Annotated in this window: 22 protein-coding genes; 11 read left to right on the plus strand and 11 right to left on the minus strand. The window is 69.1% G+C overall.

Annotated features, from left to right (window positions below; translation table 11 throughout):
• The first annotated feature begins 39 nt into the window (after nt 1-39).
• Nucleotides 40-2,688: an MGH1-like glycoside hydrolase domain-containing protein gene (locus ACIGXO_RS02510; protein ID WP_399779226.1), complete on the plus strand. Its 2,649-nt coding sequence runs from the start codon at nt 40-42 to the stop codon at nt 2,686-2,688.
• Nucleotides 2,688-4,175 (plus strand): alpha-amylase, encoded by a 1,488-nt coding sequence (locus ACIGXO_RS02515; RefSeq protein ID WP_399779228.1) that lies wholly within the window; start codon nt 2,688-2,690, stop codon nt 4,173-4,175. The genes ACIGXO_RS02510 and ACIGXO_RS02515 overlap by 1 nt, the downstream gene beginning before the upstream one ends.
• Here the strand turns inward: ACIGXO_RS02515 and ACIGXO_RS02520 are convergent.
• Complete coding sequence (locus tag ACIGXO_RS02520; protein WP_399779230.1) at nt 4,144-5,805, minus strand: MFS transporter; 1,662 nt, start codon at nt 5,803-5,805, stop codon at nt 4,144-4,146. The two genes, ACIGXO_RS02515 and ACIGXO_RS02520, sit on opposite strands and share 32 nt — an antisense overlap.
• 67 nt (nt 5,806-5,872) lie before the next feature.
• Nucleotides 5,873-6,676, minus strand: a complete 804-nt coding sequence (locus tag ACIGXO_RS02525) for a YhjD/YihY/BrkB family envelope integrity protein (protein WP_399779232.1) — start codon at nt 6,674-6,676, stop codon at nt 5,873-5,875.
• A gap of 179 nt (nt 6,677-6,855) precedes the next feature.
• Here ACIGXO_RS02525 and ACIGXO_RS02530 point away from each other — a divergent pair, with 179 nt between their 5' ends.
• On the plus strand, nt 6,856-7,194 hold the full coding sequence (locus ACIGXO_RS02530; RefSeq protein ID WP_399779234.1) for a PLDc N-terminal domain-containing protein: 339 nt from the start codon (nt 6,856-6,858) through the stop codon (nt 7,192-7,194).
• 63 nt (nt 7,195-7,257) lie between these two features.
• Here ACIGXO_RS02530 and ACIGXO_RS02535 read toward each other — a convergent pair whose 3' ends face one another.
• Nucleotides 7,258-7,818, minus strand: coding sequence for a cysteine hydrolase family protein (locus ACIGXO_RS02535; protein ID WP_399779235.1), 561 nt, complete (start codon nt 7,816-7,818; stop codon nt 7,258-7,260).
• Nucleotides 7,819-8,032: 214 nt separating this feature from the next.
• On the opposite strand from ACIGXO_RS02535, the gene ACIGXO_RS02540 reads away from it, so the two are divergent.
• Entirely contained in the window at nt 8,033-9,037 is a 1,005-nt protein-coding gene (locus ACIGXO_RS02540) for a mechanosensitive ion channel family protein (RefSeq protein ID WP_399779237.1), read from the plus strand.
• 142 nt (nt 9,038-9,179) lie between these two features.
• Here the strand turns inward: ACIGXO_RS02540 and ACIGXO_RS02545 are convergent, their stop codons facing one another.
• The 5 genes from ACIGXO_RS02545 to ACIGXO_RS02565 all read right to left on the minus strand — a co-directional run bounded on the left by ACIGXO_RS02545 (nt 9,180) and on the right by ACIGXO_RS02565 (nt 14,610).
• Nucleotides 9,180-10,523, minus strand: a complete 1,344-nt coding sequence (locus ACIGXO_RS02545) for an MFS transporter (RefSeq protein ID WP_399779238.1) — start codon at nt 10,521-10,523, stop codon at nt 9,180-9,182.
• Nucleotides 10,524-10,584: 61 nt separating this feature from the next.
• On the minus strand, nt 10,585-11,616 hold the full coding sequence (locus ACIGXO_RS02550) for a PDR/VanB family oxidoreductase (protein ID WP_399779239.1): 1,032 nt from the start codon (nt 11,614-11,616) through the stop codon (nt 10,585-10,587).
• Nucleotides 11,613-12,053 (minus strand): hypothetical protein, encoded by a 441-nt coding sequence (locus tag ACIGXO_RS02555; protein WP_399779241.1) that lies wholly within the window; start codon nt 12,051-12,053, stop codon nt 11,613-11,615. Before ACIGXO_RS02555 ends, ACIGXO_RS02550 begins: the two co-directional genes overlap by 4 nt.
• Nucleotides 12,054-12,089: 36 nt before the next feature.
• A complete protein-coding gene (locus ACIGXO_RS02560) occupies nt 12,090-13,376 on the minus strand; it encodes a Rieske 2Fe-2S domain-containing protein (RefSeq protein ID WP_399779242.1) in 1,287 nt (428 codons plus the stop codon).
• Between the two features lie 109 nt (nt 13,377-13,485).
• Nucleotides 13,486-14,610 (minus strand): zinc-binding dehydrogenase, encoded by a 1,125-nt coding sequence (locus ACIGXO_RS02565; protein WP_399779244.1) that lies wholly within the window; start codon nt 14,608-14,610, stop codon nt 13,486-13,488.
• A gap of 183 nt (nt 14,611-14,793) precedes the next feature.
• Between ACIGXO_RS02565 and ACIGXO_RS02570 the strand changes: the two genes are divergently transcribed.
• From ACIGXO_RS02570 to ACIGXO_RS02595, 6 genes are all read left to right on the plus strand, one after another.
• Nucleotides 14,794-15,549 carry an IclR family transcriptional regulator gene (locus ACIGXO_RS02570; RefSeq protein WP_399779246.1) on the plus strand — a complete coding sequence of 252 codons (756 nt, stop codon included), beginning with the start codon at nt 14,794-14,796 and terminating at the stop codon, nt 15,547-15,549.
• A 944-nt stretch (nt 15,550-16,493) separates the two neighbouring features.
• On the plus strand, nt 16,494-17,945 hold the full coding sequence (locus ACIGXO_RS02575) for an ATP-binding protein (protein ID WP_399779248.1): 1,452 nt from the start codon (nt 16,494-16,496) through the stop codon (nt 17,943-17,945).
• Between the two features lie 50 nt (nt 17,946-17,995).
• Nucleotides 17,996-18,382, plus strand: a complete 387-nt coding sequence (locus ACIGXO_RS02580; RefSeq protein WP_399779961.1) for a roadblock/LC7 domain-containing protein — start codon at nt 17,996-17,998, stop codon at nt 18,380-18,382.
• Nucleotides 18,379-18,747, plus strand: coding sequence for a DUF742 domain-containing protein (locus ACIGXO_RS02585; protein ID WP_399779250.1), 369 nt, complete (start codon nt 18,379-18,381; stop codon nt 18,745-18,747). Before ACIGXO_RS02580 ends, ACIGXO_RS02585 begins: the two co-directional genes overlap by 4 nt.
• Nucleotides 18,728-19,351: a GTP-binding protein gene (locus tag ACIGXO_RS02590; RefSeq protein WP_399779252.1), complete on the plus strand. Its 624-nt coding sequence runs from the start codon at nt 18,728-18,730 to the stop codon at nt 19,349-19,351. Before ACIGXO_RS02585 ends, ACIGXO_RS02590 begins: the two co-directional genes overlap by 20 nt.
• Nucleotides 19,345-20,814: a cytochrome P450 gene (locus ACIGXO_RS02595; protein WP_399779254.1), complete on the plus strand. Its 1,470-nt coding sequence runs from the start codon at nt 19,345-19,347 to the stop codon at nt 20,812-20,814. Before ACIGXO_RS02590 ends, ACIGXO_RS02595 begins: the two co-directional genes overlap by 7 nt.
• On the opposite strand, the gene ACIGXO_RS02600 is transcribed toward ACIGXO_RS02595, so the two are convergent.
• Together ACIGXO_RS02600 and ACIGXO_RS02605 are read right to left on the minus strand one after the other, a co-directional pair.
• A complete protein-coding gene (locus tag ACIGXO_RS02600) occupies nt 20,713-22,014 on the minus strand; it encodes a pyridoxal phosphate-dependent aminotransferase (protein ID WP_399779256.1) in 1,302 nt (433 codons plus the stop codon). The two genes, ACIGXO_RS02595 and ACIGXO_RS02600, sit on opposite strands and share 102 nt — an antisense overlap.
• A 5-nt stretch (nt 22,015-22,019) precedes the next feature.
• On the minus strand, nt 22,020-23,087 hold the full coding sequence (locus tag ACIGXO_RS02605; RefSeq protein WP_399779258.1) for a tryptophan dimethylallyltransferase family protein: 1,068 nt from the start codon (nt 23,085-23,087) through the stop codon (nt 22,020-22,022).
• A gap of 361 nt (nt 23,088-23,448) precedes the next feature.
• On the opposite strand from ACIGXO_RS02605, the gene ACIGXO_RS02610 reads away from it, so the two are divergent.
• Nucleotides 23,449-24,144 carry a phosphatase PAP2 family protein gene (locus tag ACIGXO_RS02610; protein WP_399779260.1) on the plus strand — a complete coding sequence of 232 codons (696 nt, stop codon included), beginning with the start codon at nt 23,449-23,451 and terminating at the stop codon, nt 24,142-24,144.
• Nucleotides 24,145-24,151: 7 nt separating this feature from the next.
• Here the strand turns inward: ACIGXO_RS02610 and ACIGXO_RS02615 are convergent, their stop codons facing one another.
• Nucleotides 24,152-25,477: a glutamate-1-semialdehyde 2,1-aminomutase gene (locus tag ACIGXO_RS02615; protein WP_399779262.1), complete on the minus strand. Its 1,326-nt coding sequence runs from the start codon at nt 25,475-25,477 to the stop codon at nt 24,152-24,154.
• Between the last annotated feature and the right edge of the window lie 4 nt (nt 25,478-25,481).

The following is a 25,481-nucleotide window of genomic DNA, read 5'->3' on the forward strand; positions in this document are numbered from 1 at the left end:
GCAATGGGAAGAGAGTCGCCGTCGGCAGGGAGCGCGCACATGACCACTTCGTCGGAGAAACTGTGGGGCCCCTATCTCAGCGAACGGCAGTGGGGCACCGTCCGCGAGGACTACAGCGCCGGGGGCGACGCCTGGTCCGCCTTCCCGCACGACCACGCACGGTCCCGCGCCTACCGGTGGGGCGAGGACGGCCTGGGCGGCATCTGTGACGAGAAGCAGCGGTTGTGTTTCGCGCTCGCGTTGTGGAACGAGCGTGACCCGATCCTCAAGGAGCGTGCCTTCGGGCTGACGAACGGCGAGGGCAATCACGGCGAGGACGTCAAGGAGTACTACTTCTACCTCGACAGCACGCCCAGCCATTCCTACCTGAAGTACCTGTACAAGTACCCGCAGGCCGAGTTCCCGTACAACGACCTGGTGACCACCAACCGGAACCGCGACCGCCAGGAATTCGAGTACGAGCTGCTGGACACCGGGGTCTTCGACGACGACCGCTACTTCGATGTCACCGTCGAGTACGCCAAGGCGTCGCCCGAGGACATACTGATCCGGATCACCGCCGAGAACCGCGGGCCCGACGAGGCCACCCTGCACCTGCTGCCGACGCTCTGGTTCCGCAACACCTGGTCCTGGCAGGACGGCGGAGGCGCCACCATGCCGCGGCTGTACGCGACCCGCAGTCCCGCGGGGACCACCGCGCTCCGCGCCGACCATCCGGCGCTGGGCAGCTACGAGCTGCGGTGCGGCGGGCAGGTACCGCTGCTGTTCACCGAGAACGAGACCAACAGTGAGCGGCTGTCGGGCACGCCCAACCCCTCGCCGTACGTGAAGGACGGCATCGGCCGGGCGGTGGTCAACGGCGAGGAGACGGCGGTCAATCCCGCACAGGAAGGCACCAAGGCCGCGCCGCACTACACACTGACGATCCCGGCCGGCGGCTCGGAAACCATCCGGCTGCGCCTCGCCCCGGCCGGCTCCTCGATGCCGCTGACCCGCGATTTCGACAGTGTGCTGCGCGCCCGGCGGGCCGAGGCCGATGACTTCTACCGTGAGCTGACCCCGGAGGGGGCGAGTGCGGACGAGGCGCGGGTGCTGCGCCAGGCACTGGCCGGGATGCTGTGGTCGAAGCAGTACTACTCCTTCGACGTGGAGACCTGGCTGGCCGAGCACGGCCTCGACCCCTGGACGGCGCCGGGGCGCGCCGTACGCAACGGCGCGTGGTTCCACATGGCGTGCGACGACATCGTCTCCATGCCGGACAAGTGGGAGTACCCCTGGTTCGCCGCGTGGGACCTGGCGTTCCACACCGTGGCGCTCGCGGTGGTCGACCTGTCCTTCGCCAAGGACCAGCTGGAACTGCTGCTGCGGGACACCTACCTGCACCCCAACGGCCAGGTCCCGGCGTACGAGTGGAACTTCGCCGACGTCAACCCGCCCGTCCACGCCTGGGCGGCGTACTTCGTCTACACCCTGGAAGAGCTGCGTACGGGCAACGCCGACCGGGACTTCCTGGACCGCGTCTTCCAGAAGCTGCTGACCAACTTCACCTGGTGGGTCAACCGCAAGGACCCCAGCGGCCGCAACCTCTTCCAGGGCGGCTTCCTCGGCCTGGACAACATCGGTGTGTTCGACCGCAGTGCGCAGCTGCCCACCGGCGGCTACCTGGAGCAGGCCGACGGTACCGCGTGGATGGCGCTGTACTGCCAGACCATGCTGCAGAGCGCGCTGGAACTCGTCCAGCACGATCCCACCGGCTACGAGGATCACGTGCTCAAGTTCGCGGAACACTTCCTGTGGATCGCGGCCGCCATGGACCGCACCGGTGGGGACGGCCTGTGGGACGAGGAGGACGGGTTCTTCTACGACGTGCTGCGGCTGCCGGACGGGCAGGCGACGCGGCTGAAGGTCCGCTCGATGGTGGGACTGCTGCCGCTCTGCGCGGCGACCGTGCTGCGGCCCGGGCAGCTGGCCGGCGTGCGCGGCCTGGGCGACCGGTTGCGCCGCTTCGTCGACCGCCATCCCTCCCTGGCCCCCGGCCTCGCGGAGGCGCTCTCGGGGGCCGAGGGCGGTCCGCGGCTGATGTCCGTCGTCGACGAGAAGCGGCTGGTCCGCGTCCTGGCACGGCTGCTGTCCGAGGACGAGTTCCTCAGCCCGTACGGCATCAGGGCGCTCTCGCGGTACCACGCCGAGCACCCCTACACCTTCCGGGTCGACGGCACGGAGCACCGCGTCGGCTATCTGCCCGCCGAGTCCGACTCCGGGATGTTCGGCGGCAACTCCAACTGGCGCGGTCCCGTATGGTTCCCCGCCAACGCCCTCGTCATCCGCGGGCTGCTCAACCTCTACGCGTTCTACGGTGACGACTTCACCGTGGAGTGCCCGACCGGCTCCGGCGTCCGGATGAACCTCTTCGAGGTCGCACGCGAGATCTCCACCCGTCTCACCCGCCTCTTCCTGCGCGATGAGAACGGGCACCGGCCCATGTACGGCGGCCAGCGGAAGTTCCAGGACGACCCGCACTGGCGCGACCTGCTCTCCTTCCACGAGTACTTCCACGGTGACAACGGGGCGGGCATCGGTGCCGCGCACCAGACCGGCTGGACCGGCCTGGTCGCCACGCTGATGACGTTCTTCGGCACCATCTCGCCCGAGCACTTCCGCACCTGGCCTGCGAGGAAGGAGACGTGATGCATCCGCTTCCGGAACAGCCCGTCATCCACGAGGTCAACACGCACGTGTGGCTGCGCGAGGTACAGCAGCGCATCGGCCGCCCGGTCGGGCTCGGCGATGTCCCGAAGGACGCCTGGGACCGGATCACCCCGCACGGCATCGATGCCGTCTGGCTCATGGGGGTGTGGGAACGCAGCGGCGTGGGCCGCGACATCGCGCTGCGGGATCCCGAGTTGCGCCGCTCCTTCACCGAGGCCCTGCCGGACGTCCGGGACGAGGACATCGCCGGTTCCCCGTACTGCGTCCGCGAATACACCGTCGACGAGGCGCTCGGCGGAGCGGCGGGACTGGCTTCCGCGCGTGCCGAGCTCGCCGGCCGCGGCATCGGCCTGCTGCTCGACTACGTGCCCAACCACGTGGCGCCGGACAGCCCGTGGCTGGCCGAGCACCCCGAGTACTTCGTCCGCGGGACCCCCGACGACCTGCACCGCGACCCGGCCGCCTACCTCGCGTCGGGCGGCCATGTCTTCGCCCGTGGCCGGGACCCCTTCTTCCCGCCCTGGCCGGACGTGGTGCAGCTCAATGCCTTCCGGCCCGGCGTGCGCGCGGCCACGGCCGAGGTGCTGACGCGCATCGGCGGCATGTGCGACGGGGTGCGCTGCGACATGGCGATGCTGATGATGAACGACGTCTTCGCACGGACGTGGGGGCACCGTGCCGGCCCGCCGCCGGACGCCGAGTTCTGGCCGGCCGTCCTGACCGCCGTCCGGCAGCACCGGCCCGACATGGCCTTCATCGCCGAGGCGTACTGGGACCTCGAATGGGCCCTGCAGCAGCAGGGGTTCGACTACTGCTACGACAAGCGGCTGTACGACCGGCTGCTGCACGAGCGGGCGGTCTCGGTGCTCCAGCACCTGCGCGCTGACGTGAGCTACCAGCGGCGTCTCGTACGGTTCCTGGAGAACCATGACGAGCCCCGGGCCGCGTCGGTCCTGGGCCCTTCCGAGGAGCGTGCGGCCGCCGTCGCCATCGCGACGCTGCCCGGCGCGACGCTGTGGCACGAGGGCCAGTTCACCGGTCGCCGGACGCGCCTGCCCGTCTTCCTCACCCGGCGCCCCGAGGAACCGCCCGACGCCGAACTGCAGGCATTTCACGAGCGGCTGCTGGCCACCGTGCACCGGAGCGGCATGCGCACGGGGCACTGGGAACTGCTGTCGTGCGAGGGCTGGGCCGACAACCCGACCCACCACGACCTGCTCGCCTGGGGCTGGCGGGGCACCGCGGGCACGTTCCTCACCGTCGTCAACCTCTCGGCGCACAGCTCCCAGGCCAGGATTCGGCTGCCGTGGCCCCTCGGCACGGCGGCCTGCCGGCTGACGGACCTGCTGGACGGCACCCGCTACGAACGCTCCGGCAGCGAACTGACCGGGTCCGGCCTCTTCGTCGACCTGCCCGCCTGGCGCAGCCACGTCTTCACCGTCGAGTCCCCGGGAGCCGCAGCGTGAGCCCGGCGCCGATGAGTGCGATGACGCCCATTCCCGCCGTGGCGGCGGTCAGGCCGTCCCCGCGGGCCAGTGTGTTGATCCGTACCAGTTCGTCGGCGGAGGCGCCGGTCACGCCCCGCTTCTCCAGCGCTGTACGCAACTGCTCATCGCTCACCGCGGTCGCCTGCACGCCGTGGCTCAACGTCTGCGCTGCCTGGCCCTTCTGACTGCTCGTCAGTACGGGACTGTCGGTTACGGCGTCCAGGGCGGTGTTCAGCAGAACGCCGATCATCAGCGCGCCGGCGAGGGCGACGCCCAGGGACTGGCCCAGGTACGACGTACTGCGCGAGAGGCCCGCGACATCGCTCACCACGTCCTCGTCGGCCGCGGACTGCACGAGATCGGGCAACAGGGTGCACAGGCCGAGGCCGAGGCCGGCAACGGCGAGCCCCGGAGCGATGTGCAGACCGGAGCTGTCCGGGTCGAAGGCGGCCGCGACCAGCACCGTACCGGCCGCGATCAGCAGGAAGCCGAGGACGATGAGCGGCTTGCGGGTGGTGCGCCCCTCACCGACGGCGCGGGCACCGGCCATCGAGCCCAGTACGAGCATCACCGTGGACGGCAGCAGGGTGAGCCCGCTTTCCAGCGCGTCGTAGTCGAGTGTGGTCTGTACGAAGACCGGTACGAGGAAGAACAGGCCGGCCAGTACGAGGAATTGGACGGCGAGGGCGAGCGAGCCCACCCGTATGGAGCGGTCGCGCAGGACCGCGAGCCGGACCAGCGGGTCGCGTCCGCCCCGTACGAGGCGGCGTTCCCACCACCCGAAGACCGCGAGGACCAGAAGACCGGCCACGCCCAGTACCACCGTGGGCGCGGGGCCGCCCGCGTCGAGCACTGTCCGGCCGAGGACGGTCACCTCCTCACGGGCGATGAGCAGGCCGTAACGGCTGGCCAGCAGGGTGCCCAGGACGATCAGGCCGAAGCCCGCCGCGGAGAGCACGACGCCCACGATGTCGAAGGGCTGCCGAGGAGCCCGTTCGGGACTCCGCCGGAGGCTCCGGTTGCGCAGGACGAGTACCACGGCCACTGCGGTGATCACGGTCTCCATCAGGAAGGAGACCCGCCAGGTCAGGTACTTCGTGATCAGGCCGCCGACGACCGGGCCCAGCGCCGCTCCCGCGCCGGCCGCCGCGCCGACGAGGGTGAGGGCGCGGGTGCGCTGGGCACCGGTGAAGGCCAGCGTGGCGATCGACAGGATCGCCGGGAAGACCAGCGCGGCGCCGATGCCCTCCAGCAACGACCAGCCCACCAGCATCACCGGCAGGCTGGGGCTCAGCGCCGTGACCAGGGCGCCGATTCCGTACACCGTGGCACCCAGGGTGAACATGCGGAGGTGGCCGACCCGGCTGCCGAGCTTGCTGCCGGTGATCATCAGGGCGGCCATCACCAGGGCATAGAGCGAGATGGCGGACTGCACTCCGGTCAGGGTGGTGCCGAGGTCGGTGACGATGTCGGAGACGGCGACGTTCATGGCGGTCGAGTCGTACGCCATGAGCAGCTGCTGCGTCGCGATGACGCCGAGCACGGTGCGGGCGGCGGTACCTGCCGCGCCACGCTGTACGGCGGCCTTGCCGGCGTCCGGGTCAGCCATGGTCGGACGCTCCCTTCCGCAGGCTTCCGGGGATGCCTCAGTGTCGCCGCCCTCATCGGCCTGCGCCTCACCTTCTCCGGGTGTCACCGTCGGCGGCACTGCTGAGGGACCGCTCCCGAGCGAGCACGTACCCCACGGCGATGCCCACGACGACGGTGGTGAAGAAGAGGATGAGCCAGGACAGCAGTGTGAAGACGGAGCCGAGCGGCCCGTAGCGGTGCACACTCGCTTCGAGCGAGTGCGGCAGCCAGAGCCCGGACACGCCGGTGAAGGCCACCACGGCACCGCCGGTCACCAGGGCTCCCGGGAAAAGGGAACGCCAGCCGACCCGGCCGGCCAGCAGCAGGTGCTGGGTCCACCACCACACCAGGACCGCCACCGCCACCTGGAGCGGAACGGCCAGTACGAGTCCCGCGCCGAAGCCCGTACGCAGCACTCCCTGGCACACCAGCCCCGTCGTCCACACCACGAGCCAGGCGAACCAACGCCAGACCGCGATGCGTATCCCCGAGTGCGGCAGATGCCAGGACCGCTCACACAGCCGTTGCAAGGCCCGGACGAAGGCGGTGGCGGAGACGATGGTGACCAGTACGCCGACGGCTCCCCAGGTCTCGCGCGCCCCGGGACCGCCCCTGTACACCCCCTCCACCTGACGCACCACGGGGTTCGGCGTACCGAATATGGAGCGCAGCGACACGAGCAGCTCCGCACGTATGACCTCGGGTGAGTACGTGGCGATCGCGATGAGCATGGGCAGTGCGGTCAGAAACGCCTGCGCGGCAAGGCGGGTCGCGTTGTCCAGGACACCGACGCGCGCGAGTTGTTCCGCGACACGGCGGGCGAACGGCAGGACACGGGATGCCTGATGCACGGATCGAAGCATCGCACCGGCGTGAGCGCGGTACCTCACCCACTGCGGGGGAGGCTGCCCGGCGGCTCCGAAGTGCGCCCGCAGGGCTATGGCTCCCGCCGCGCGGGCGTCCTACCGTCAAAGGCACAAGGGCCCCGGACCCCGGCTGAAGAGAGGACGGCGAAGGAAGGAAGGGAATCATGAGCGACTCCGTGTCCCTCGCCTACGACTATCCGATCCTGGGCGTGTTCTGGACCACGTTCCTGCTGTTTCTGTGGGTGATGTGGTTCGTCCTGCTGTTCCACATCATCGCGGACATCTTCCGGGACGACGGGCTGAGCGGATGGGCGAAGGCGGGCTGGATCGTCTTCGTACTCGTCCTGCCCTTCCTCGGCGTCCTGGTCTACGTCGCCGCCCGCGGCCGCGGCATGGGCCGCCGCAAGATGGCCGAGGCAGAGGCCCAACGCGACGCCTTCGACGCCTACATCCGCAGGACCGCGGCAAGCGACCCGGCCCGCACGACCAAGCCGATGAGGTAGCGAGGCCGCTCGGCAGCAATGCTGTTGTCGTCCCCCTGCCCGCCACTACTCACTGGCCCCCCGCTATCGAGGTGCGACCACCTCGACCCACTCATCCACGGTGACAACATCCGCCCACTGCGGAAACAGCCGCTCGATGAGGACCCGGTGCACCTCCGGGTCGGTGTCCAGGCAGGCGTCGGAGAGGACGGTGAGACCGAAGTCCAGATCGTTCGCGTGGCACAGCGTGGACAGCACCACAGCGCTCGTGGCGATGCCGGTGAGCACGAGGCTGTCGATACCACGTGCCCGCAACACCACATCCAGATCACTGCCCGAGAACGCGCTCGCCCGCCTCTTGGTAACCACCACATCGCCCGGCCGGGGCGCGACCTCGGGATGAATCTCGGTGCCCGGAGCGCCCTCGACGTAGCGGCCGGCCCGCGCGATGGCGTTAAGCGCCCTGTTCCGCGTACCGACTTCCGGGAACCCAGGACGCAGCGCGATGACCACATAGATCACGGGCACATCCGCCGCCCGAGCCCCCGCAATCGCCCTGCGCAGACGCGACAGATACCCGGACCCGTCATCGGCAATGTCCACAATGGCCCGCTGGACATCCATCACAAGAAGGGCGCTGCTCATATCGCCTCCAGTCACGAAGCCGGTTCGGCGGAGAAACGGGCCGAGCTCTGCTGCCCGGATCCTACGCGGCCTCGGGCGCGGCGCTAGTGCGCCCATCGGGGCGCGCTCGTCGCGTTGCTCGATCGCTCCTTGGGATTTTTTTGACCTTGTCCGGAGGCGCAACTACGTTCTACGCGCCGAGTAGCACGTACCTCGATCGTCTGGAGCAACTCCCGTGTCACCCCTGGACGCATCCGCGTCTCACGTACTGAGCAGCAACGTCACCGACCAGGCAATCGCTATCCCGGGCTGGGTACAGGACAACGTCGCCACCTTGATTGGCGTACCGCTGCGCATCCTCCTGATCATCTTGGGAGCGGTCCTCGTACGAGCGGTGGCCAAGCGGGCGATCGACCGTGCTGTGCAGCGCATCCTGCAGCCCAGTGAAGGGGAGAGCGAGCCGCGCCGCACCGGCCGCGGTCCCGCCGTCCTGCAGCGGGACCCCTCCCGCGCCAACGAACGGCGCCAGCAGCGCGCACGCACCATCGGTGCGGTGCTCAGCAGCATCGTCACCATCGTCGTGTCCGTCATGGGCCTGGCCATGATCCTCGACCAGATCGGCATCGCCCTCGGCCCGATCCTGGCCAGCGCGGGCGTGGTGGGCCTGGCGATCGGCTTCGGCGCGCAGAGCCTGGTGGCGGACTACCTGTCCGGCATGCTCATCATGATCGAGGACCAGTACGGCGTCGGTGACTCCGTCGACCTCGGTGAGGCCGTCGGTGAGGTCGAGCACGTCGGCCTCCGCCTCACGCAGGTCCGCGACCTCAATGGCGGGCTGTGGCACATCCGCAACGGCGAGATCCGCCGGGTGCGCAATGACAGCCAGGAATGGGCCCGCGCCGTCCTCGACGTCTCCGTGGCCTACGACGCCAACCTGGACACGGTCTACAGCGTCCTGGAAGAGACCGGTCACGCCATTCGCCAGGACCCGGAGTTCAAGGACGTCCTCCTGGAGGAGCCGTCGATCTGGGGTGTCCAGTCCCTGGACGCCGACGGTGTCGTCGTCCGTGTCGTCGTGAAGACCGCCCCCCTCAAGCAGTGGGCCGTCACCCGCGAACTGCGCCGCCGCGCCAAGGAAGCCCTCGACGCCGCGGGCGTCGAGATCCCCTTCCCCCAGCGCACGGTCTGGATGCGCACGGACGACAACACCGCCGCCCCCACTGTCCCCACCCCCCGCTGACGGAGCCCCGAAAGCGGAAGCCCGACGGCGGCTCGTACGGAATGGGCCCAGGTCGACCATGGTCGGCCTGGGCCCATTCCGTTTGCAGCGCGGCGTCCTCGCCGCTCCATGCCCAGGTTGGTGGTGGATTTGGTGGTGGTCGTCAGGCGAGGGTGGACGTCGTTGTGGGTTCCTGGTGCGGGGGGACGTGGTCGGTCTTGTGGGGTCTGGTTCTGGCGGCCCGTACGGGGAGGATGGCCAGTACTGCGAGGACGGGGCCGGCCGCGAGGGTGGCGAACGCCGCGTTGAAGGAGCCGGTCGCGGAGAACACGGCGCCGACCGCCAGCGGTACCAGGACGCTGCCGAGCTGCCAGACCGCGTTGGCGAGGCCCGAAGCGGTACCGGTCACGGAGGACGGCACGAGCCGGGGAACGAGGGCGACGAGCAGTGGGGTCCAGCCGTATGCCGCGGCGCCCAGCAGCGGTGACAGCAGGATGAACGCCGTCGGCGTGGAGAGCTGGCCGAACCAGATGAGGGCGAGCGCGAAGATGCCGAAGATGACGATGCTCGGCCCCTTGCGGGCGCCCCCGAAGAACCGGTCGGAGACGAAACCCACGACGGGTTTCACCGCCACCGCACTGATGGCGAAGATCGATACGACCAGCCCCGCAGTGCCCGGGGAGACGTCATGCCCCTTGATCATGAGGGCGTTGGCCCAGGTGACGAAGCCGTACAGGCCCCAGAAGGCGAAGAATCCGGTGACGCAGACGAGCAGGTAGTCGCGGTTGCGGGCCACGCTGCCGAGGTCGGGCCGACCGTGCGGGGCGGCCTTGATTGCCGACGCTCCACCCCTCTCCGGCATTTTCTTCTCCGGAGCGGCTGCTCCTGGTTTGTTGCGCAGCAGCAGGAACAGGGGCACGGCTACGACGATGGAGAGGATTCCGAAGATGTGGTACGAGGTGCCCCAGCCGTGCCAGGCGATCATCGCGGGGACGACGGCGTTGGCGATGGCGGTGCCGAGAGAGGTCGCCGTGGTGAAGATTCCCATCGGCAGTCCGAGGCTTCCGGGCGGAAACCAACTGGAGATGAGACGCACGCCCGCCGCGTAGTCGGCCCCCGCGAAGAGGCCGACCACCGCCTGGAGGGCGATGCCGACGATGGCGGAGGGCGTGGAGCCGAAGGCCGTCATGAAGGCTCCGGCGCCGGCCAGGGAGATGGTGAGGACGATGCGGGGTCCGTACCGGTCGACGCCGAGGCCGCCGAGTGCGTTGGAGATGACGTAACCGACGTAGTAGGCGGTGGCGAACACGCCGAGGCTGGCGAGCGGCACGCCGAGGCCGTCCCCGACGAAGACGGAGGCCGGTCCCCAGGTGGAGCGGTCGATGGAGGTGAGTGTGAAGGACAGCCAACAGCCTACGAGGATCGCCCAGCGGTAGGGCGAGGGCGGTGCGGTGCCGGCGTCGCGGGAGGTGCTGGTGGAGCTTCCGGAGGGATGGGGCAGGTTCATCTTCGAACCTCCGCGGTTGGTGGCGCTGCGGTGGGTGGGCGCAAGGGAATCCGCACGATGGTCAGAGATCCAGGACGAGCCGGCGCGAGGCGCAGCTGCCGACGCAGATCATCATGGAGGCGCCGGATTCCCGTTCCCGTTCGTTGAGGATGGAGTCGGCATGGACGGGCTGCCCGGCGAGGACCTTGGTCTCGCACGTTCCGCAGAAGCCCTCTTCGCAGGAGGAGAGGACGTCCGGGCACACCGTACGCACGGCTTCGAGGATGGACGTGCCGGGTTCCACGGTGACGGTGGCTCCGGTACGGGCGAGTTCGACCTCGAACGCCTGGCCCGGGGCCTCACCCGCCGCGTCCTCCTGGGCGGCCGCGCGGGCTGCGTTGGGGTCGGCGGAGAACTGCTCGGTGTACAGGGCGAGGTGGGCGCCCCCGCATGACTCCCGCAGTGCGGCCAGGAGCCCGGCCGGCCCGCATGCGTACACCGCCGCCCCGGCCGGGGCCCGGGAAACGATGGCGGCCAGGTCGAGGGGCTCGCCCTCGACGAGAGAAATGTTGCTGCCGAGAGAGAGGTAGCCGCCGAGGGAGAGGTCGCTGGCGAGGGAGAGGTCGCTGGCGAGTGCGCGCACCTCGCTGGTGAACGCCATGCTGGTGGCGCTCCGGCCGCCGTAGTGCAGTTCCCAGGACGCCCCTTGCCGGGCCGCCTCGCGGGCGAGGGCGAGGACCGGAGTGATCCCGATGCCGCCGGCGATGAAGACGTAGTGCTCGGCGGCGTGCAGTGGGAAGTGGTTGCGGGGCCCGCGGATCGGGAGCGTACGGCCGACGAGGGCGGTGTCGTGGATCTCCGCGGAGCCGCCGCGTCCGTTCTCCTCGCGCAGCACCGCGACCGTGTAGTCGGCGGCGTCGGGGTCGCCGCAGAGCGAGTACTGGCGCACGGTGCCGGACGGCAGTCGTACGTCGATGTGGGCACCCGCTTCCCAGGAAGGCAGCTGTTGGCCGTCGGGTGCGGCGAGGGTGAGCGAGAGGACGCCCTCGGCTTCGAGGCGTACTTGGGTGACGATGGTGTCGCGCCAGCCGTCGCTGTTCGTCGGCCGGTTCATGCGATCGCCTCCGCGGTGTCGCGGGTTCCGCCACGCAGCACCTGCAACAGGTGCAGGACGGGCGGCATGTCCGGGACGATGACGACGGTATCGGCATGGTCGCGCACCACGGCAGCGGCGGCATCCTCGTCGGCGCCGCTCCAGCCGAGGTCCGGCGTGACGACGACTGCGCCGAGCAGTGTGCCGGTGGCACGGGCCGCCTCGCCGAGCCGGACGACCGCGTCATGGTCGATGGCGGCCAGGTCGTGTATGAGAAGGGTGATGACGTCGGCGTGTTCGACGTGCTGCCGAGAGTCGACGAGCGGACTGGCCCCGGGGACGGTGATGCCGGGGAGTTCGTCGGGCAGGGCGGTAACAGCGGCGCGGGCGGTGGGATCGAGAGGGACGAGCAGTACGTCGGCTTCGTAGGACCGTCGGGTCCAGGAGTGCGTCGACATGATGACCACCTCTCCTTTCTTGCTGGATGGAGAGGGCTAGATGGAGACGAAGTCCTCGCCGTCGCGGACGACGAGCGCGTCGGCGGCGCCCTCCTGGAACGGCACCGACTTGGGTACCAGCACGGACGCGGAGCGGACGCGGTGGTGTGCTGCCTGGTCGCCAGGTACGGGATCGCCCTTGCCGGCGATCTCGGCGGCCGCGAGCAGCCGGCGACGGGCGAGGATGATCGCGGCGTCGGAGGTGCCGAGGCGTTCCTTGGTGCGGTCGACGATCGGGCCCATGCTCTCCTGCAGGGAGAAGTCCTGGGCGGCGATGCCCTCGACGCCGGAGAAGGACTTCTTGTCCTTCTGCGCCTGACGGTCGATCAGGTAGTCGTTGGAGGCGTTGGCGAGGGTGTCGTACGTGCCGGGGATGTACTTGGCGTGGATGCCCTCACCGTTCCGCGCGGCGGCGAGCTCCGTCTCGGTGAGGTCGCGGGTGGGGTGGTAGTTGATCGACCAGGCCCAGCAGGTCTCGTCGTCGATCGGGACCCAGGCGTGGGCGCCGAGCGGGTTGTGCGTGCCGAACGGCGGGATGATCGTGTACCAGGGCATGATCCACTGGGTGATGCGCCAGTAGTACTGCTCGTCGTCCACGTTGCGGCGGGCACCGATGAGGAGTCCGCCGTCGGACTCGACGACCTCGAACTTCGGCCGGGTGTCCGCCTTCAGGTACTCGATACCAGCCGTGCCGGCGTGCATCGGGTCGTCGTCCATGTTGAACCGGTGCGCGAAGGAGACGTGGCTGGAGTCGATGCCACCCTCCATCGCCTGCATGAAGTTGGTCATCTGGCGGCGCTTGGTGACGACCACCTGGCTGTCCGGCAGGCCCGCCCACTCCAGCTCGGGGAGCTCGGGCTTGAGGTCGGCGGGCCCCATGTAGGTCCAGATGACACCGCCGCGCTCGACGCACGGGTAGGCAGGCTGCTTGATCTTCTGGCACATGCGGCTCTCCGGGGGCTCGGAGGGCATGTCGACGCAGTTGCCGTCGATGTCGTACTTCCAGCCGTGGTAGGCGCAGCGCAGCCCGCCTTCCTCGTTGCGGCCGAAGAAGAGGGAGGCGGTGCGGTGGCTGCACATCTCGTCGAGGAGGCCGATCCGCCCCTGGCTGTCGCGGAAGGCGATGAGCTTCTCGCCGAGCAGCTTGACGCGCACGGGCGGGCAGTCCGGCTCGGGCAGCTCCTCCGCGAGGAGGGCCGGAATCCAGTAGCGGCGGAGCAGGGTGCCCATCTCGGTGCCGCGGTCGGTGCGGACGAGCCGCTCGTTCTGTTCACGGGTCAGCATGGTGTGGCTCCTGAAGGTGGTACGGGAGGGGTGCTCGTACGGCGGTGAAGCGGGGCCGCACGGCCGTAAGAAAGAAGCGCCGTAAGAGAGAGGTGAGGGTCCGGGACGGTCAGTCCGCGTGCGGGCGGACCACGACATGCGGCGTCTCGGGTCCGGTGCCCTCGGCGAGCCGGTCGAGCATGGCGCCGGTCCCGTCGAGCGTGGTGTCGGCCGAGGGCACGTGCTGGAGGCGGGACGTGCCCTCGGCGAGGGAGGAGATCGCGGTGGCGATCGCCTCGGGGCGCCGGCCGCGCACCGCGGTGACGGTGAGATTGCGCCGGGTCATCGCGGTGGTGTCGATGGGTACGTGGGCGGGGCTCTTGGGGGTGGTGAGCACGAGCCTGCCGCCCTGTCCCAGCAACTCGACCGCGACAGCGATGACGTGCGGGGCCGGGCCGACGGTGTCGACGACGACATCGGCGGCCTCGGAGCCGAGCGCGCGCCGGAGGCTCGTGGCGAGTTCGTCGCCGGAGTCCGCGGTGACGGGGAGCGCGCCGAGCCGTTCCGCCATGGCCAGTCGCGCGCGGTCCCGGCTCAGGCCCGCGACGATCACGTCGGCACCGGCCCAGCGGGCGGCCGCGGTGACGGCCAGGCCGTGGTAGCCGGGGCCGAGCACGACGACGGTGTCCCCCTTGGTGACGCCACCCGCGCGGACCGTCCAGTCGAGGGCGTTGGCGTAGGGCAGTACCCAGGCCGCGAGCTCGTCGGGCAGGCCGCCGGGCAGGGGGTGCAGTACGGCGTTGGGCGGCAGCAGCAGGTACTCGGCGTTGCCACCGTACAGACCGGGCGCCTCACCGACGGGTATGGTTCCGATCCGCCGGCCGCCACCCCACAGGTCGGTGTCGGGGCACAGCCGGTACGCACCGGACACGCACGCCCGACACGTACCGCAGGGCAGGTACTCCTCCACCACCACCCGCTCCCCCACCGCTCCTGACCAGCGACGTTTACCGGGGTCGGCGTCGACGGCGGCGATCGTGCCGGCCACATGGTGGCCCAGGACCGTGGCGGCGGCGAGGCCCCGTTTGTACAGGTTCACGTCCGTGCCGCAGATGCCGGAGGACGCGACGCGCAGCCAGCCCTCGCCGGGCCGCGCGGCTCTCGTCGGCAGTTGGCGCACCTCGCTGCGTGCCCCAGGGAGGGCCACGCCGGCGCGTGCCGAGTCCGGTATCGCCGCGGCAACTCTGTCGCCCACGACCTACCTCCTAACTATCACTGTGCGATACGGAGGTATCGCGTAGTGATTCGATAAGTTAAGCCGTCACCTCACCCCCGTCAATAGCCTTGAAGAATCGCTGCAAGAGAGCGACGTTCTCGCTGTGCGATATTCGCTAGAGTGGGACGGGACCGGTCAGCAACTGGGGGGAAGGACAGCGCATTGGCAGCCTCGAAGGCAGGCGCGGACAGCGGGCGCAGGGCACTTGAGCTCCTGTTCGCCTTCACGGAACAGCGCCCCGTGGCCTCGGTCCGCCAGCTCGCCGAGGACCTGGAGATCCCCGTCCCCACCGCACACCGCTACGTGGCCCTGCTGCGGGACATGGGGCTGATCGAGGAACGCGAACGCGGCCAGTACCACCTGACCATGCGGGTGGCGGCCCTCGGCCGGGCCGCCCGCCGGGCCACCCCCCTGGTCCACATCGCCGAGCCCTACATGCGCGAACTGTCCGAGCAGATCGACGAAACCGTGATCCTCGTCCGCATGGTCCACGGGCTGCCCGTCTGCATCCATCGCGTCGAGAGCCTGCGCCCGTTCCGGCTGTCCTTCGAGACCGGCCAGAACATGCCCCCGCTCCGCGGCGCCAGCGTCCGCCTCCTCATCGGGGGGCTCCCACCCGCCGAGCGCGAACGCTTCGTCGACCAGGCACTCGCCACCGGCACCCCGCCGCCGGTCCACGGCCGTGACGCCTTCCTCGAGGAGATCGAGCGCGCCGTCCAACAGGGCTGGGACATCAGTCAGGAAGAGATCGACCAGGGCATCTGGGCCGCCTCCGCCCCCATCAAGGAAGGCACGATCACCCGCGCCGCGCTCTCCGCGCCGTGCCCTGCCTTCCGGCTCGACGAGGGCAAGCGCGACGCGGTCATCGACCTCGTCCGCAAAACAGCCGAACGCATCTCCCAGGCCCTCACCAGCTGAACGACTGAACACACGTTGACGCGCGCTTGCCCGCAGTGGCTGGGGAAAGCGCGCGTCGATGTGTGCACGGGGCGGAAGAGCTATTCCCAGGTCGTAGGGACTTCTCCCGGGTCGCAACAACTACTCCCCGGTCGGCCGTTGAGGCACGGACCTCACGGACCTCACGGACCGCTCGAGGACGGCGTAGGCGAGTACGGCGACGAGCAGGCCGGTGATCGCATCGGAGAGCTGTGGGGCGTACCAGTGGGCCGCGCCCGCGGCCGCCGCGCCCGAAGAACTGGTCGGCGATGAGGACGCCGCCCAGCGGCGGGACGAAGACGCTCAGGATGATCAGCCGGTCCAGGAAAGTGTTTCCACACCCCGGCGAGCGCGGCGAGCGTGCCGATGAAGCCGAAGGCCGACGCGGCCGTACGGGTCGCCGAGGCCGGCGGTCGCGCCCTCATCGGGGGCAGGCACAGCCGGTACCCGCCGACACTGCACGGGCTGATCGCCAATTACGTGGAGCACCGAAGGCCAATCCTCACTCAATTCCGCTGAATAACCAGCCCAAAACGTTTCTCCAGAATTTCGCACGCAAGTACATTCATGTGTTATATGCACTCATCACACAAAGCCGCTCGGGCCCCGCTATGCTCACTGCCGCGCAGCTAGTTGTGGCGGTTTCCACACGTCCCTGCCGGCTGTCGTGATGCCATCCATCGCACGAGGGCTCGGGCGTCCCGGGACCCGGCTCCGCGCGCGGAATGCGAACTTGGAATGCCCTGTGTCCACGCGTTGGTGAGCGTGGATCGAAATTCGGTGGGCCTTGTTCACATTTCTTCCTTCCTTGGCCTGGCGTCCGTATTTCCCTGCATGACGCCCTGCCCCTCTCGATTAGCGCTCTGAGGATGCCGATGGTTCGTGCTGATTCGCCACCCGGAAGGCCGGGGCGTACGCCCGCTGCAATGTGGCTGCTGCCACCCGCACTACTGTCCATATCTACGGTCTTGGCCGTGTTGTTGACGCCCTCGGCGGCCCGCACCTACACCGCCTGGGCCGGCATCATCGCCACGGTGGCGGTGGCCGTCGCCGCCGGGGAGGCGGCGCGCCGGGGACATGTGATCGCCGGGCTGCGCAGGCAGCACGCCGAGAGTGCGGCGATGGCGCAACGAATGCTGGCCGAGCAGGAGACCGAAACAGTACGGATGGCCAAGGAGATCCTGCCCGCGGCCATGGCGCAGCTTCAGCAAGGCGTCCCGGTCGAAAACGTACTGCGCAACACCTGCCCCGTGTCCCACGTCAGCCCCCGGTTCGGAGCCGCACACCACGCGGTGCTCCGCTACGTCCTCCAAGCCGTCGAGGCCGAGGAGGATCTGCGTGACTCCGCCCAGCGGGCCTTCGTCAACATCGCCCGCCGGGTCCAGGCCATCGTGCATCAACAGGCCCAGGAACTCCGGGAGATGGAGGACCGGCACGGCAATGACCCGGATGTCTTCGGCGACTTGCTGCACCTCGATCACAGGACCGCGCTGATCGGCCGGCTGGCGGACAGCATCGCCGTACTCGGCGGGGCCCGGCCGGGACGTCAGTGGCAGAAGAACATTCCGCTGTTCAATGTGTTGCGCGGCGCCATGTCCCGGATCACCGATTACCAGCGTGTCGATCTGCACTCGGTGGCCGACGTCGGAATCCTCGGAAGCGCGGTCGAACCACTGATCCACACCGTGGCCGAGCTGCTGGACAACGCCACTCGCTACTCACCGCCGCAGACCCGGGTGCATCTGACCGCGACGGAGGTCCAGTCCGGGGTGGCCGTCGAGATCGAGGACGCCGGGCTCGGCCTGACCGATGAGGCCAGGATCCGCGCCGAACGGGCCCTGGCACAGGACTCCGCCAGCGGACTGGACCTCGACGACCTGGGCGAGTCACCACGACTCGGCCTCGCGGTGGTCGGCCGGCTGTCCCGCACGAACAACTTCAAAGTCGCCCTCCGCGCATCCGCGTACGGCGGCGTACGCGTCGTCCTGATCGTGCCGCCGGGCCTGATCACCGCGACCCCCGCGCCCGGCGGAGCCATCGCCAAGGCCGCCACCCTGCCGCCGCCCCGTCACACCCTCGGACCGCAGCGCCGCTACGGCGCGATTGTCGAGGAACCGGTGTCCACCAACGCTCCGCGCCCCGCCAATGGCCTCCCGCAGCGCAGGCGCCGTACTCGTGCGGTGGTTCCCCCCGCGCGGCCGAAGCCCGCGGCCTTCCCCACCGCTGACGCCCCGTCCCCGGCGCCGGCCGAGCAACCCCCACAGGCCGGGATGTGGCTGGCCGCCTTTCACGAGGGTGCCTACGGCGATTCCCGAGCCGATTCCCCCGTGCGTCGTCCCGATGGCCTGAGCGATGACGAGAGTCCAAGCAGTAACTGAGCCATTAGGTAAGGATGAATAAGCAAGTGGCGACACAGCAGCGGCTCAATATGGACTGGATGCTGGAGGAGTTGGCGTCCAGTGTTCCGCAGACTCGAAATGTCGTGGTGCTGTCCTCGGACGGCTTGTGCATGGCACAGTCCGGTACGGAGAAAGACACCGCGGATCGCCTCGCCGCCGCCTGCGCCGGGCTGCAAAGCCTGTCGGCGGCCGTCGGCGCGGAATTCCCGCAGGGTAACGGAAAGATGAAACTCGTAGTCATCGAGGTCGACGGCGGCTTCTTCTATCTGATGGCCGCCGGCGCCGGAGCATACCTGGCGGTGCTGGCCGATGACGACGTGGATGCCGGACTGATCGGTCAGCGTATGCGGGACCTGGTCGCCCGGATCGGCCAGCACCTCACCAGCCCGCCGCGGGCCGACCGGCAGGTTCCATGAGCGACCCGGAACAGCCACAGCGCCCGGACTGGGAAGAGGGCGGTCCCGAACGGCTCTACGTCATCACGTCCGGCCGGGACCTGCCCGACAAGCGCTCCCCGCTGGACATGGTCACGCTGATCGTGAGCCGGCACGAGGCCGGCGTGAGCATGCAGCCCGAACAGGCCGCGATCGTCGGCATCTGCGACTACCCGCTGTCCGTCGCCGAGATCTCCGCCTACCTCCACATGCCGGTCAGCGTGATCGCGGTACTGCTCACGGACCTGCTGTCGAACGGCCATGTCGAAGCCCGGGTACCGGCCCCGGCCAAGTTGCCCGATGTCGCACTTTTGGAGGCGGTGATGCATGGACTTCAGAAGCTCTGAACCCGTCGTCGGTCCCCGGAGCGAGGACGCCCTGCCGGCGTCGATCACCTCGGCGGTGAAGGTGGTGGTCGTCGGCGGCTTCGGAGTCGGCAAGACCACCCTGGTCGGAGCGGTCAGTGAGATCAGGCCGCTGACCACCGAGGAGACCATGACCCAGGCGAGTGCCGGGGTGGACGACATCGCCGGCATCGAGCGCAAGTCCGAGACCACCGTGGCGATGGACTTCGGCCGGATCACCCTCAACGACGAACTGGTGCTGTATCTGTTCGGCACCCCGGGCCAGCAGCGGTTCTGGTTCCTGTGGAACGGCCTCTTCGAAGGCGCGCTGGGCGCCGTGGTCCTGATCGACACCCGGCGGCTGGAGGACAGCTTCGACGTGATGGGCCTGCTCGAGGAACGCGGCACGCCCTTCGTCGTCGCCATCAACGCCTTCCCCGACGCCCCCTCCCACCCCGTGTCCGAACTCCGAGCGGCCCTGGACATCCCCGATGACGTACCCGTCATCGACTGTGACGCCCGCAAGCGCGGCTCCAGCCGCGATGCCCTGCTGACCCTCATGCGTTACCTGCACACCCTCACCACCACAACTACGGAGCCATGGTGACCGCCTCTTTCCCCGACTCGTCCCGCACCACGTCAGCATCCGAGCCGCCTCCGGAGTGCCCGGCACACGCCCGGTTCGGGGATCCCGCCGGACTTGCGCGGCTACTCGGGCCCGAGGCCGCCAAGAACCCCATGAGCCTGTACGAGCGCTTGCGCGCCGAGCACGGGCCCGTCGCGCCCGTCCTGCTGGACGGCGACCTGCCGGCCTGGCTCGTCCTCGGTTACCGCGAGATCCTCGAGGTCGCCGGTACTCCTTCCCGGTTCAGCCGCGACTCCCGCACTTGGCGCTGGTTCAAGGAGGGCAAGGTTCCGCCGGACTCCCCGCTGCTGCCGATGATTGCCTGGCAGCCGGTCTGTCTGTTCCTCGACGGTGCGGAGCGCGACCGGCTGCGCCTGGCGGTCACCGACAGCCTGGAGCGCTTCAACCGCCGCGGCATCCGACGCCAGATCACCCGCTCCGCCCACCAGCTGATCGACGGCTTCGCCGACCGGGGAACGGCAGACCTCGTGGACGAGTTCTCGGAGCAACTGCCCATGCTCGTGATGACACAGCTCCTGGGAATGCCCGACGAGTACGGCCCGCGGCTGGTCGAAGCCAGCAGGGACATGGTGGCGGGCACCGAGACTTCGGTGGCCAGTAACGAGTTCATCGTGGAGACCCTGCAGCAGCTCGTGCTGCGCAAGCGCGGCAATCCCGGCCACGACATCACGTCCTGGCTGATCGAGCACTCCTCCGCGCTCACCGACGAGGAGGTGTGGAATCACCTGCGGGTCATCCTCATCGCCGGCAACGAAACCACTGTCAACCTCCTCAAGAGCACCCTGCGCATGGTGCTGACCGATCCGCGCTGCCACGCGTCGCTGGCCGGCGGCCAGATGACCCTGCCCGACGTGGTGGAGCAGGTGCTGTGGAGCGAACCGCCGCTCATGACCATCCCCGGTCGCTGGGCTGCCGTGGACACCGAGATCGGCGGTCAGAAGGTCGAGGCGGGCGACATGCTGCTGCTCGGTCTGGCCGCCGGGAACCACGACCCGGCCGTCCGGCCGGACCCCACGGCTCCCCTGCACGGAAACCGTTCGCATCTCGCCTTCAGCAGCGGCCCGCAGGAGTGCCCCGGCCAGAACATCGGCCGCGCCATCACCGACACCGGCATCGACACGCTGCTGGCGCGGCTGCCCGACGTGGGTCTGAGCATTCCCGAGGAGGAGCTGCGCTGGAAATCGGGCTGGATGACGCGCCACCTGACCAGCCTCCCGGTGACCTTCACCAGGCCGCGGCCCAGCACTTCCGCCACGTCCACCGGTCCGGACCGGGTCGGCGCAGAGATCGAGCGTCCGCTGCGGGACGTCACGGACAGTGGCTCAAGCGCTGCTGCCGAGTGCCCAGTTCCGTCTCTGCCGCGACCTGCTCGCACCAGGCGTGCGCGCTGGTGGTACGCGATGAAGACATGGCTGCGCGGCTGAGAGGCGTTCAACTGCCCTTTCGATGCGGGTCAACGCCTCTTCCAGCACCGCCCGGGAAGTGGCATAGCTGATACGGATGTTGCCTTCGGCGGCCGGGCCGAACCACTCGGTCGTACCGGCCACCACCGCCACCCGGGCTTCCGCGAGGAGGAATTCGCCCATCGCCCGACTGTCCAGCCCGCTGAATGACGTGTCAGGAAACAGAACGAACGTCCCGTCCGGGCGGCCGCAGGACCAGCCCGGGATTCCATTCAGCCGTTCCACGCAGTAGTTCCGCATCTCCTGCAGATGCTCCAGAAAAGCATCCCGCCAGGGCCAGCCGTGCCGCAGCGCGGCCAGGGCACCGGCCTGCGCGAAGGGAGTCAGGCTGTACGCGCCGCCGAGCCGTTGGAAGGTGAGCTGCAATCGGGTCGCCTCGCGCGCATTCGGGGCGATCACGCAACCCACCCGCAAGCCAGGAAGCGCGAAGGTCTTGGAGAGTCCGGTCAGCGTGTAGATCGGCTGGCTGCTCGTCGTGTCCAGGGCCGCCATGCTCACATGCACCGCGGGCGGGTACACGATTTCGTTCCATACTTCGTCGGAGAGGACCGGCACACCGTGCGCACCCGCGATCTCCGCTACCGCCCGGAGCGTCTCCTCGCTGAAGACCGTGCCCAAGGGATTGTGCGGATTGCACAGACAGATCAGGGCAGTGCGCGGAGTGATCAGTGAGGCGAGCCGGTCCGGGTCGAGCTGCCCCGTACGTTTGTCCAGCGGGCAGTACACCCGCCGGGCCCCTGCGGCATCGATGGCCTGACCGAACAGCAGATCAACCGGGTCCAGCAAGATGCACTCGTCGCCTTTCCCGCAAAGAAGGTGCACCACGCCCCAGAGTGCGGCTGCCGTGCCAGGGGCCAGCACCACACGGTCGGGAGTGGCGCTGATGCCATAACGCGCCTTCGCCACGTCGGAGAACGCTTCCCGGAGCGCACCGAGTCCCGCGGGTGCCGCATAGGGACAGTAGCCATCGGCGAGAGACAGGATCATCGCATCCCTGACCGCCTGGGGACCGGGAAAGTCCGGTTCGGCTGCCGTCAGCGGGATGACGTCGGACGGGTAAGCGCCCCACCGGATTGGCGATCGGTCCCGCAGCCAATCGGGCCGTACCCGCGCGTCACCGAACAGCGACGCGAGCGGTTCGGTCGCGGCCTGAAACGGCATGAGGATCAGCCTCCTTGATAACGGGCGGGCGGGTACCGGTCGTACAGCTCCGAGGACCAGTACGTGGTCAGGTGGGGGTGGCCGTGGTGCACGCGCACCGATGCGTAGGTGTGTATCCCGCGCCCGTCCGACAGCGGACGGCGGGCCATGTGGTTCAGCAGTTTCCGATAGCAGGCGCTGGAAAGCCCCAGATCAGTCATCACGGAGCTGATGCGATCGCGCATTATGCTGTCGCTCTCCGCATACCGCCATAGCGGAACGTACACCGTGGCGGACACCGGGACATGCTCGCCGGCAGCCGTAAAAGTCAGATTGCTGACAAGGGGCTGTTCCTTGAGCTTGCCGGCCCGGCCGGTCAGCCTGCGGCAGAAGTCGCCCAGGAGGCCGGACTCGTGCTGAGCGGTAATCTCCATGCGGGCGTCCAGATCTGCCGGGGACGCATCGTAGTGGCGGAAATAAACTTTGATGCGCGACTCGGGACCGTCGGTCAGGTCGAGACCGAAGTAGACGATTCGATCGAGGTCGAATCCCCGGCGAGCGTATGCGCTGATCGCTTTCCATGCCTTACCGAACCCCAGGCGCTCCATCGCCTCGCGAGTCCGCTCGACGCCGGTCATGGCGTGATTGGCGCTCGGATTCAGATAGACCTTGAACTCGGGCCGGCCGGTCGGTGCGAAGATGGCGGCGTACATCACGGCGAAGCCGCTCGGGCGGTCATCCGGCAGGAACAGATCCCGTACTGCCGCGAGTCGGCCGTCGACAGCGCCGAAGTCTCGGGTGAGTCCTTGGGAAAGCTCGATCGCTGATTCCTGTGCGGCCAGAGTATTGGGCTCGTCCGGAATCGCCTCCACGAGCACCCGGACCTTTACACAGTCAGCCGAAAAGGCCGCGGAAAACTCGATCGGCGAACCGTCGGCACAGACGTCCGAGTGCCAGTCGGGTTGCTCCGCGATCCGCCTTCTCCCCCACGGCGAAAGCAGCCTGCGCAGCACCCTTGCGCCTTGCTCGGCATCGAGTCCCGAACTGTCGAGAAGACGTGTGGCGGTGGAAATTCCGTAATCCAGGAACGTCACGTCAGCAGACCCTCGCGAATCCGACTGCGGAGACAACATGGAATTCCTCCCTAGCTCTCACCGGTCTCGCCGTACAGCGCGCCTTGCCTCGCCGGCCATCGGCCGATCCCGGGAGATCCAGGATCCTGCCTGCCACTCCGCCAGAGCATCGGATTTTATTACTTTAGGAATAACGAAGAATCTTCCGCCCCGACAGCAGCGTGCGGGGGGCTTGCGGAGTGTTTCGCGTTGGGAGCGTGCGCCTCTGTCTGACGGGTGTGCACGCTGTCGTCCAGAGAGACAGGCTCAGTCTCGTCGGGCCAGTGGATTCCGCGAGCAAGAGCCTCAAGTCGGCTACAAGATGGTGGTTCTGGCTTCGGGGATGCTACGGAAGAGGGGGCTCGCGTTGGATCGCCTGGCAGGATCGTCGCCGCACGCACGGCTCGGGCCGGTCGCGGTCCTTGCCGCGCTGGTGGTCGTCGCGCTCGGGGGCCTGTACGCCGGCCACAGCGAGCCCGGCACCGTGGACAGGTGGTTCGTCGACCCGACGGCGGACAGTGTGCGGCCGCCGTGGCGGAGCGTCGCGCTGGCCATCGACTTTCTGGGAGAGCCCGCGGGAGCGGCGACGCTGATCGTGGCCGTCGTGGCGGGCTGCCTGCTGCTTCGGCGTCCTCGCGCGGCGGTGCTCGTCGTTGCCGGGACATGCCTCACCGTGGGAACGGCGACACTGCTCAAGTCCCTGGTGGGACGCACCATCCACGGCGCCGGCAATCTGTCGTATCCGAGCGGGCACACCGCTTTCCTCACCGCGCTCGCCCTCGTGGTGGCGCTGCTCGCGTGCGGCCGGCTCGGCCTTGGCAGGACGGCCGGCACGTCACTCGTACTCGCCGCGGGGCTGGTCGCCGGCGCCGCGATGGGGTGGGCCCAGGTCGCCCTGGGCGCGCACTACCCGACCGATGCCCTCGGCGGCTGGTGCACCGCGCTGGCGGTGGTACCGGTGACGGCGTGGATGGTCGACCGGGTGGCCGACCGGCGGGTCGATCGGACGACGAACACCGGTCAGCCGGACCCCCACTGACGTTGCGTCACGCCAAGCGGCGGAACACGGGCTTCACCGGTCGCCCGGCCAGCCAAGTGTCGGGGTCACCGGCGTCCAGCGCCTTCCGGTACACCGCACACGCCTGGGCCACCGCCTCGACGGTGCGGTCGATGTCGGCGTCGTCGAGCGCGCTGCTCACCACGAACGACGGGGCCAGCACCCCGCCCGCGAGGAGCCGGCGCAGGAACAGGGTGCGGTACTGCTGCGACGGCTGCCCGTTCTCGTCGAGGGTGGCGAAGACCAGGTTGCTGGCCCGGCCCCGGACGACGACGTGGTCACCGACGCCCATGCTCGCCGCGGCGTCGCGGACACCGGCGGCCAGCCGCTCGCCGAGATCGTGCAGCCGAGCGGTGATGCCCTCCTCGACGTAGGTGGTCTGCACGGCCATCGCCGCTGCCAGCGAGTGTGTTTCCGCGCCGTGCGTGGTGGACAGCAGAAACACCCGCTCGCCGGAGTGGCGCAACCCACCCCGCTCCATCAGTTCGCGGCGCCCGGCGAGCGCGGAGACGGCGAACCCGTTGCCGAGCGCCTTGCCGAACGTGGAGAGGTCGGGGACAACGCCGTACAGCCCTTGGGCGCCCGCCTCGGACCAGCGGAAGCCGGTGATCATCTCGTCGAAGATCAGTACGCAGCCGTGCCGGTCGGCGAGGTCGCGCAGCCCGGCGAGGTACCCCGGCGGGGGCTCGGTGTGACCGGCGGGTTCGAGGATCAGGCAGGCGATCTCGTCCTGGTAGCGGGTGAGCAGTTCCTCGGTGGCGGCCAGGTCCCCGTAAGGGAAGGAGACGGTGAGTTCGGTGGTCGACGCCGGAATGCCGGCGGACATCGGCGTGGTGCCGATGAACCAGTCGTCGACGGAGAAGAACGGATGGTCGGCGCAGATTGCCACCCGCGGGCGCCCGGTCACGGCGCGGGCGAGGCGGACCGCGGCGGTGGTCGCGTCGGAGCCGTTCTTCGTGAACTTCACCATCTCGGCGGTCGGCACCGTGGCCAGGAAGCGTTCCGCGGCCTCGACCTCCACGATGGACGGCCGGACGAAGTTGCTGCCGCGGTCGAGTTCCCGCCGCACCGCCTCCAGCACGCGTGGGTGGGCGTGGCCGAGACTGACGGAGCGCAGGCCGGAGCCGTACTCGACGTAGCGGTTGCCGTCGACGTCCCACACGTGGGCACCACGGCCGTGGCTGATGACCGGGGCCAGGCCCTCCGGGTACTGGTCGTCGCCCTTGGCGTAGGTGTGCGCGCCTCCGGGGATGAGGGCGTGCAGCCGCTCGTTCGCCGCCCGCGACCGAGGTAATGGCAACTCTTCGGTGTCCAAGCCG

Source organism: Streptomyces sp. NPDC053542 (genome assembly GCF_044544685.1).
GTDB lineage: Bacteria > Actinomycetota > Actinomycetes > Streptomycetales > Streptomycetaceae > Streptomyces.

Bases quoted from the DNA above. Each gene is read 5' to 3' on its own strand.
- ACIGXO_RS02510 (WP_399779226.1), top strand. From the start codon at position 40: ATGACCACTTCGTCGGAGAAACTGTGGGGCCCCTATCTCAGCGAACGG.
- ACIGXO_RS02515 (WP_399779228.1), top strand. From the start codon at position 2,688: ATGCATCCGCTTCCGGAACAGCCCGTCATCCACGAGGTCAACACGCAC.
- ACIGXO_RS02520 (WP_399779230.1), bottom strand. From the start codon at position 5,805: ATGGCTGACCCGGACGCCGGCAAGGCCGCCGTACAGCGTGGCGCGGCA.
- ACIGXO_RS02530 (WP_399779234.1), top strand. From the start codon at position 6,856: ATGAGCGACTCCGTGTCCCTCGCCTACGACTATCCGATCCTGGGCGTG.
- ACIGXO_RS02535 (WP_399779235.1), bottom strand. From the start codon at position 7,818: ATGAGCAGCGCCCTTCTTGTGATGGATGTCCAGCGGGCCATTGTGGAC.
- ACIGXO_RS02545 (WP_399779238.1), bottom strand. From the start codon at position 10,523: ATGAACCTGCCCCATCCCTCCGGAAGCTCCACCAGCACCTCCCGCGAC.
- ACIGXO_RS02550 (WP_399779239.1), bottom strand. From the start codon at position 11,616: ATGAACCGGCCGACGAACAGCGACGGCTGGCGCGACACCATCGTCACC.
- ACIGXO_RS02555 (WP_399779241.1), bottom strand. From the start codon at position 12,053: ATGTCGACGCACTCCTGGACCCGACGGTCCTACGAAGCCGACGTACTG.
- ACIGXO_RS02560 (WP_399779242.1), bottom strand. From the start codon at position 13,376: ATGCTGACCCGTGAACAGAACGAGCGGCTCGTCCGCACCGACCGCGGC.
- ACIGXO_RS02575 (WP_399779248.1), top strand. From the start codon at position 16,494: ATGTGGCTGCTGCCACCCGCACTACTGTCCATATCTACGGTCTTGGCC.
- ACIGXO_RS02580 (WP_399779961.1), top strand. From the start codon at position 17,996: ATGGACTGGATGCTGGAGGAGTTGGCGTCCAGTGTTCCGCAGACTCGA.
- ACIGXO_RS02585 (WP_399779250.1), top strand. From the start codon at position 18,379: ATGAGCGACCCGGAACAGCCACAGCGCCCGGACTGGGAAGAGGGCGGT.
- ACIGXO_RS02590 (WP_399779252.1), top strand. From the start codon at position 18,728: ATGGACTTCAGAAGCTCTGAACCCGTCGTCGGTCCCCGGAGCGAGGAC.
- ACIGXO_RS02595 (WP_399779254.1), top strand. From the start codon at position 19,345: ATGGTGACCGCCTCTTTCCCCGACTCGTCCCGCACCACGTCAGCATCC.
- ACIGXO_RS02600 (WP_399779256.1), bottom strand. From the start codon at position 22,014: ATGCCGTTTCAGGCCGCGACCGAACCGCTCGCGTCGCTGTTCGGTGAC.
- ACIGXO_RS02610 (WP_399779260.1), top strand. From the start codon at position 23,449: ATGCTACGGAAGAGGGGGCTCGCGTTGGATCGCCTGGCAGGATCGTCG.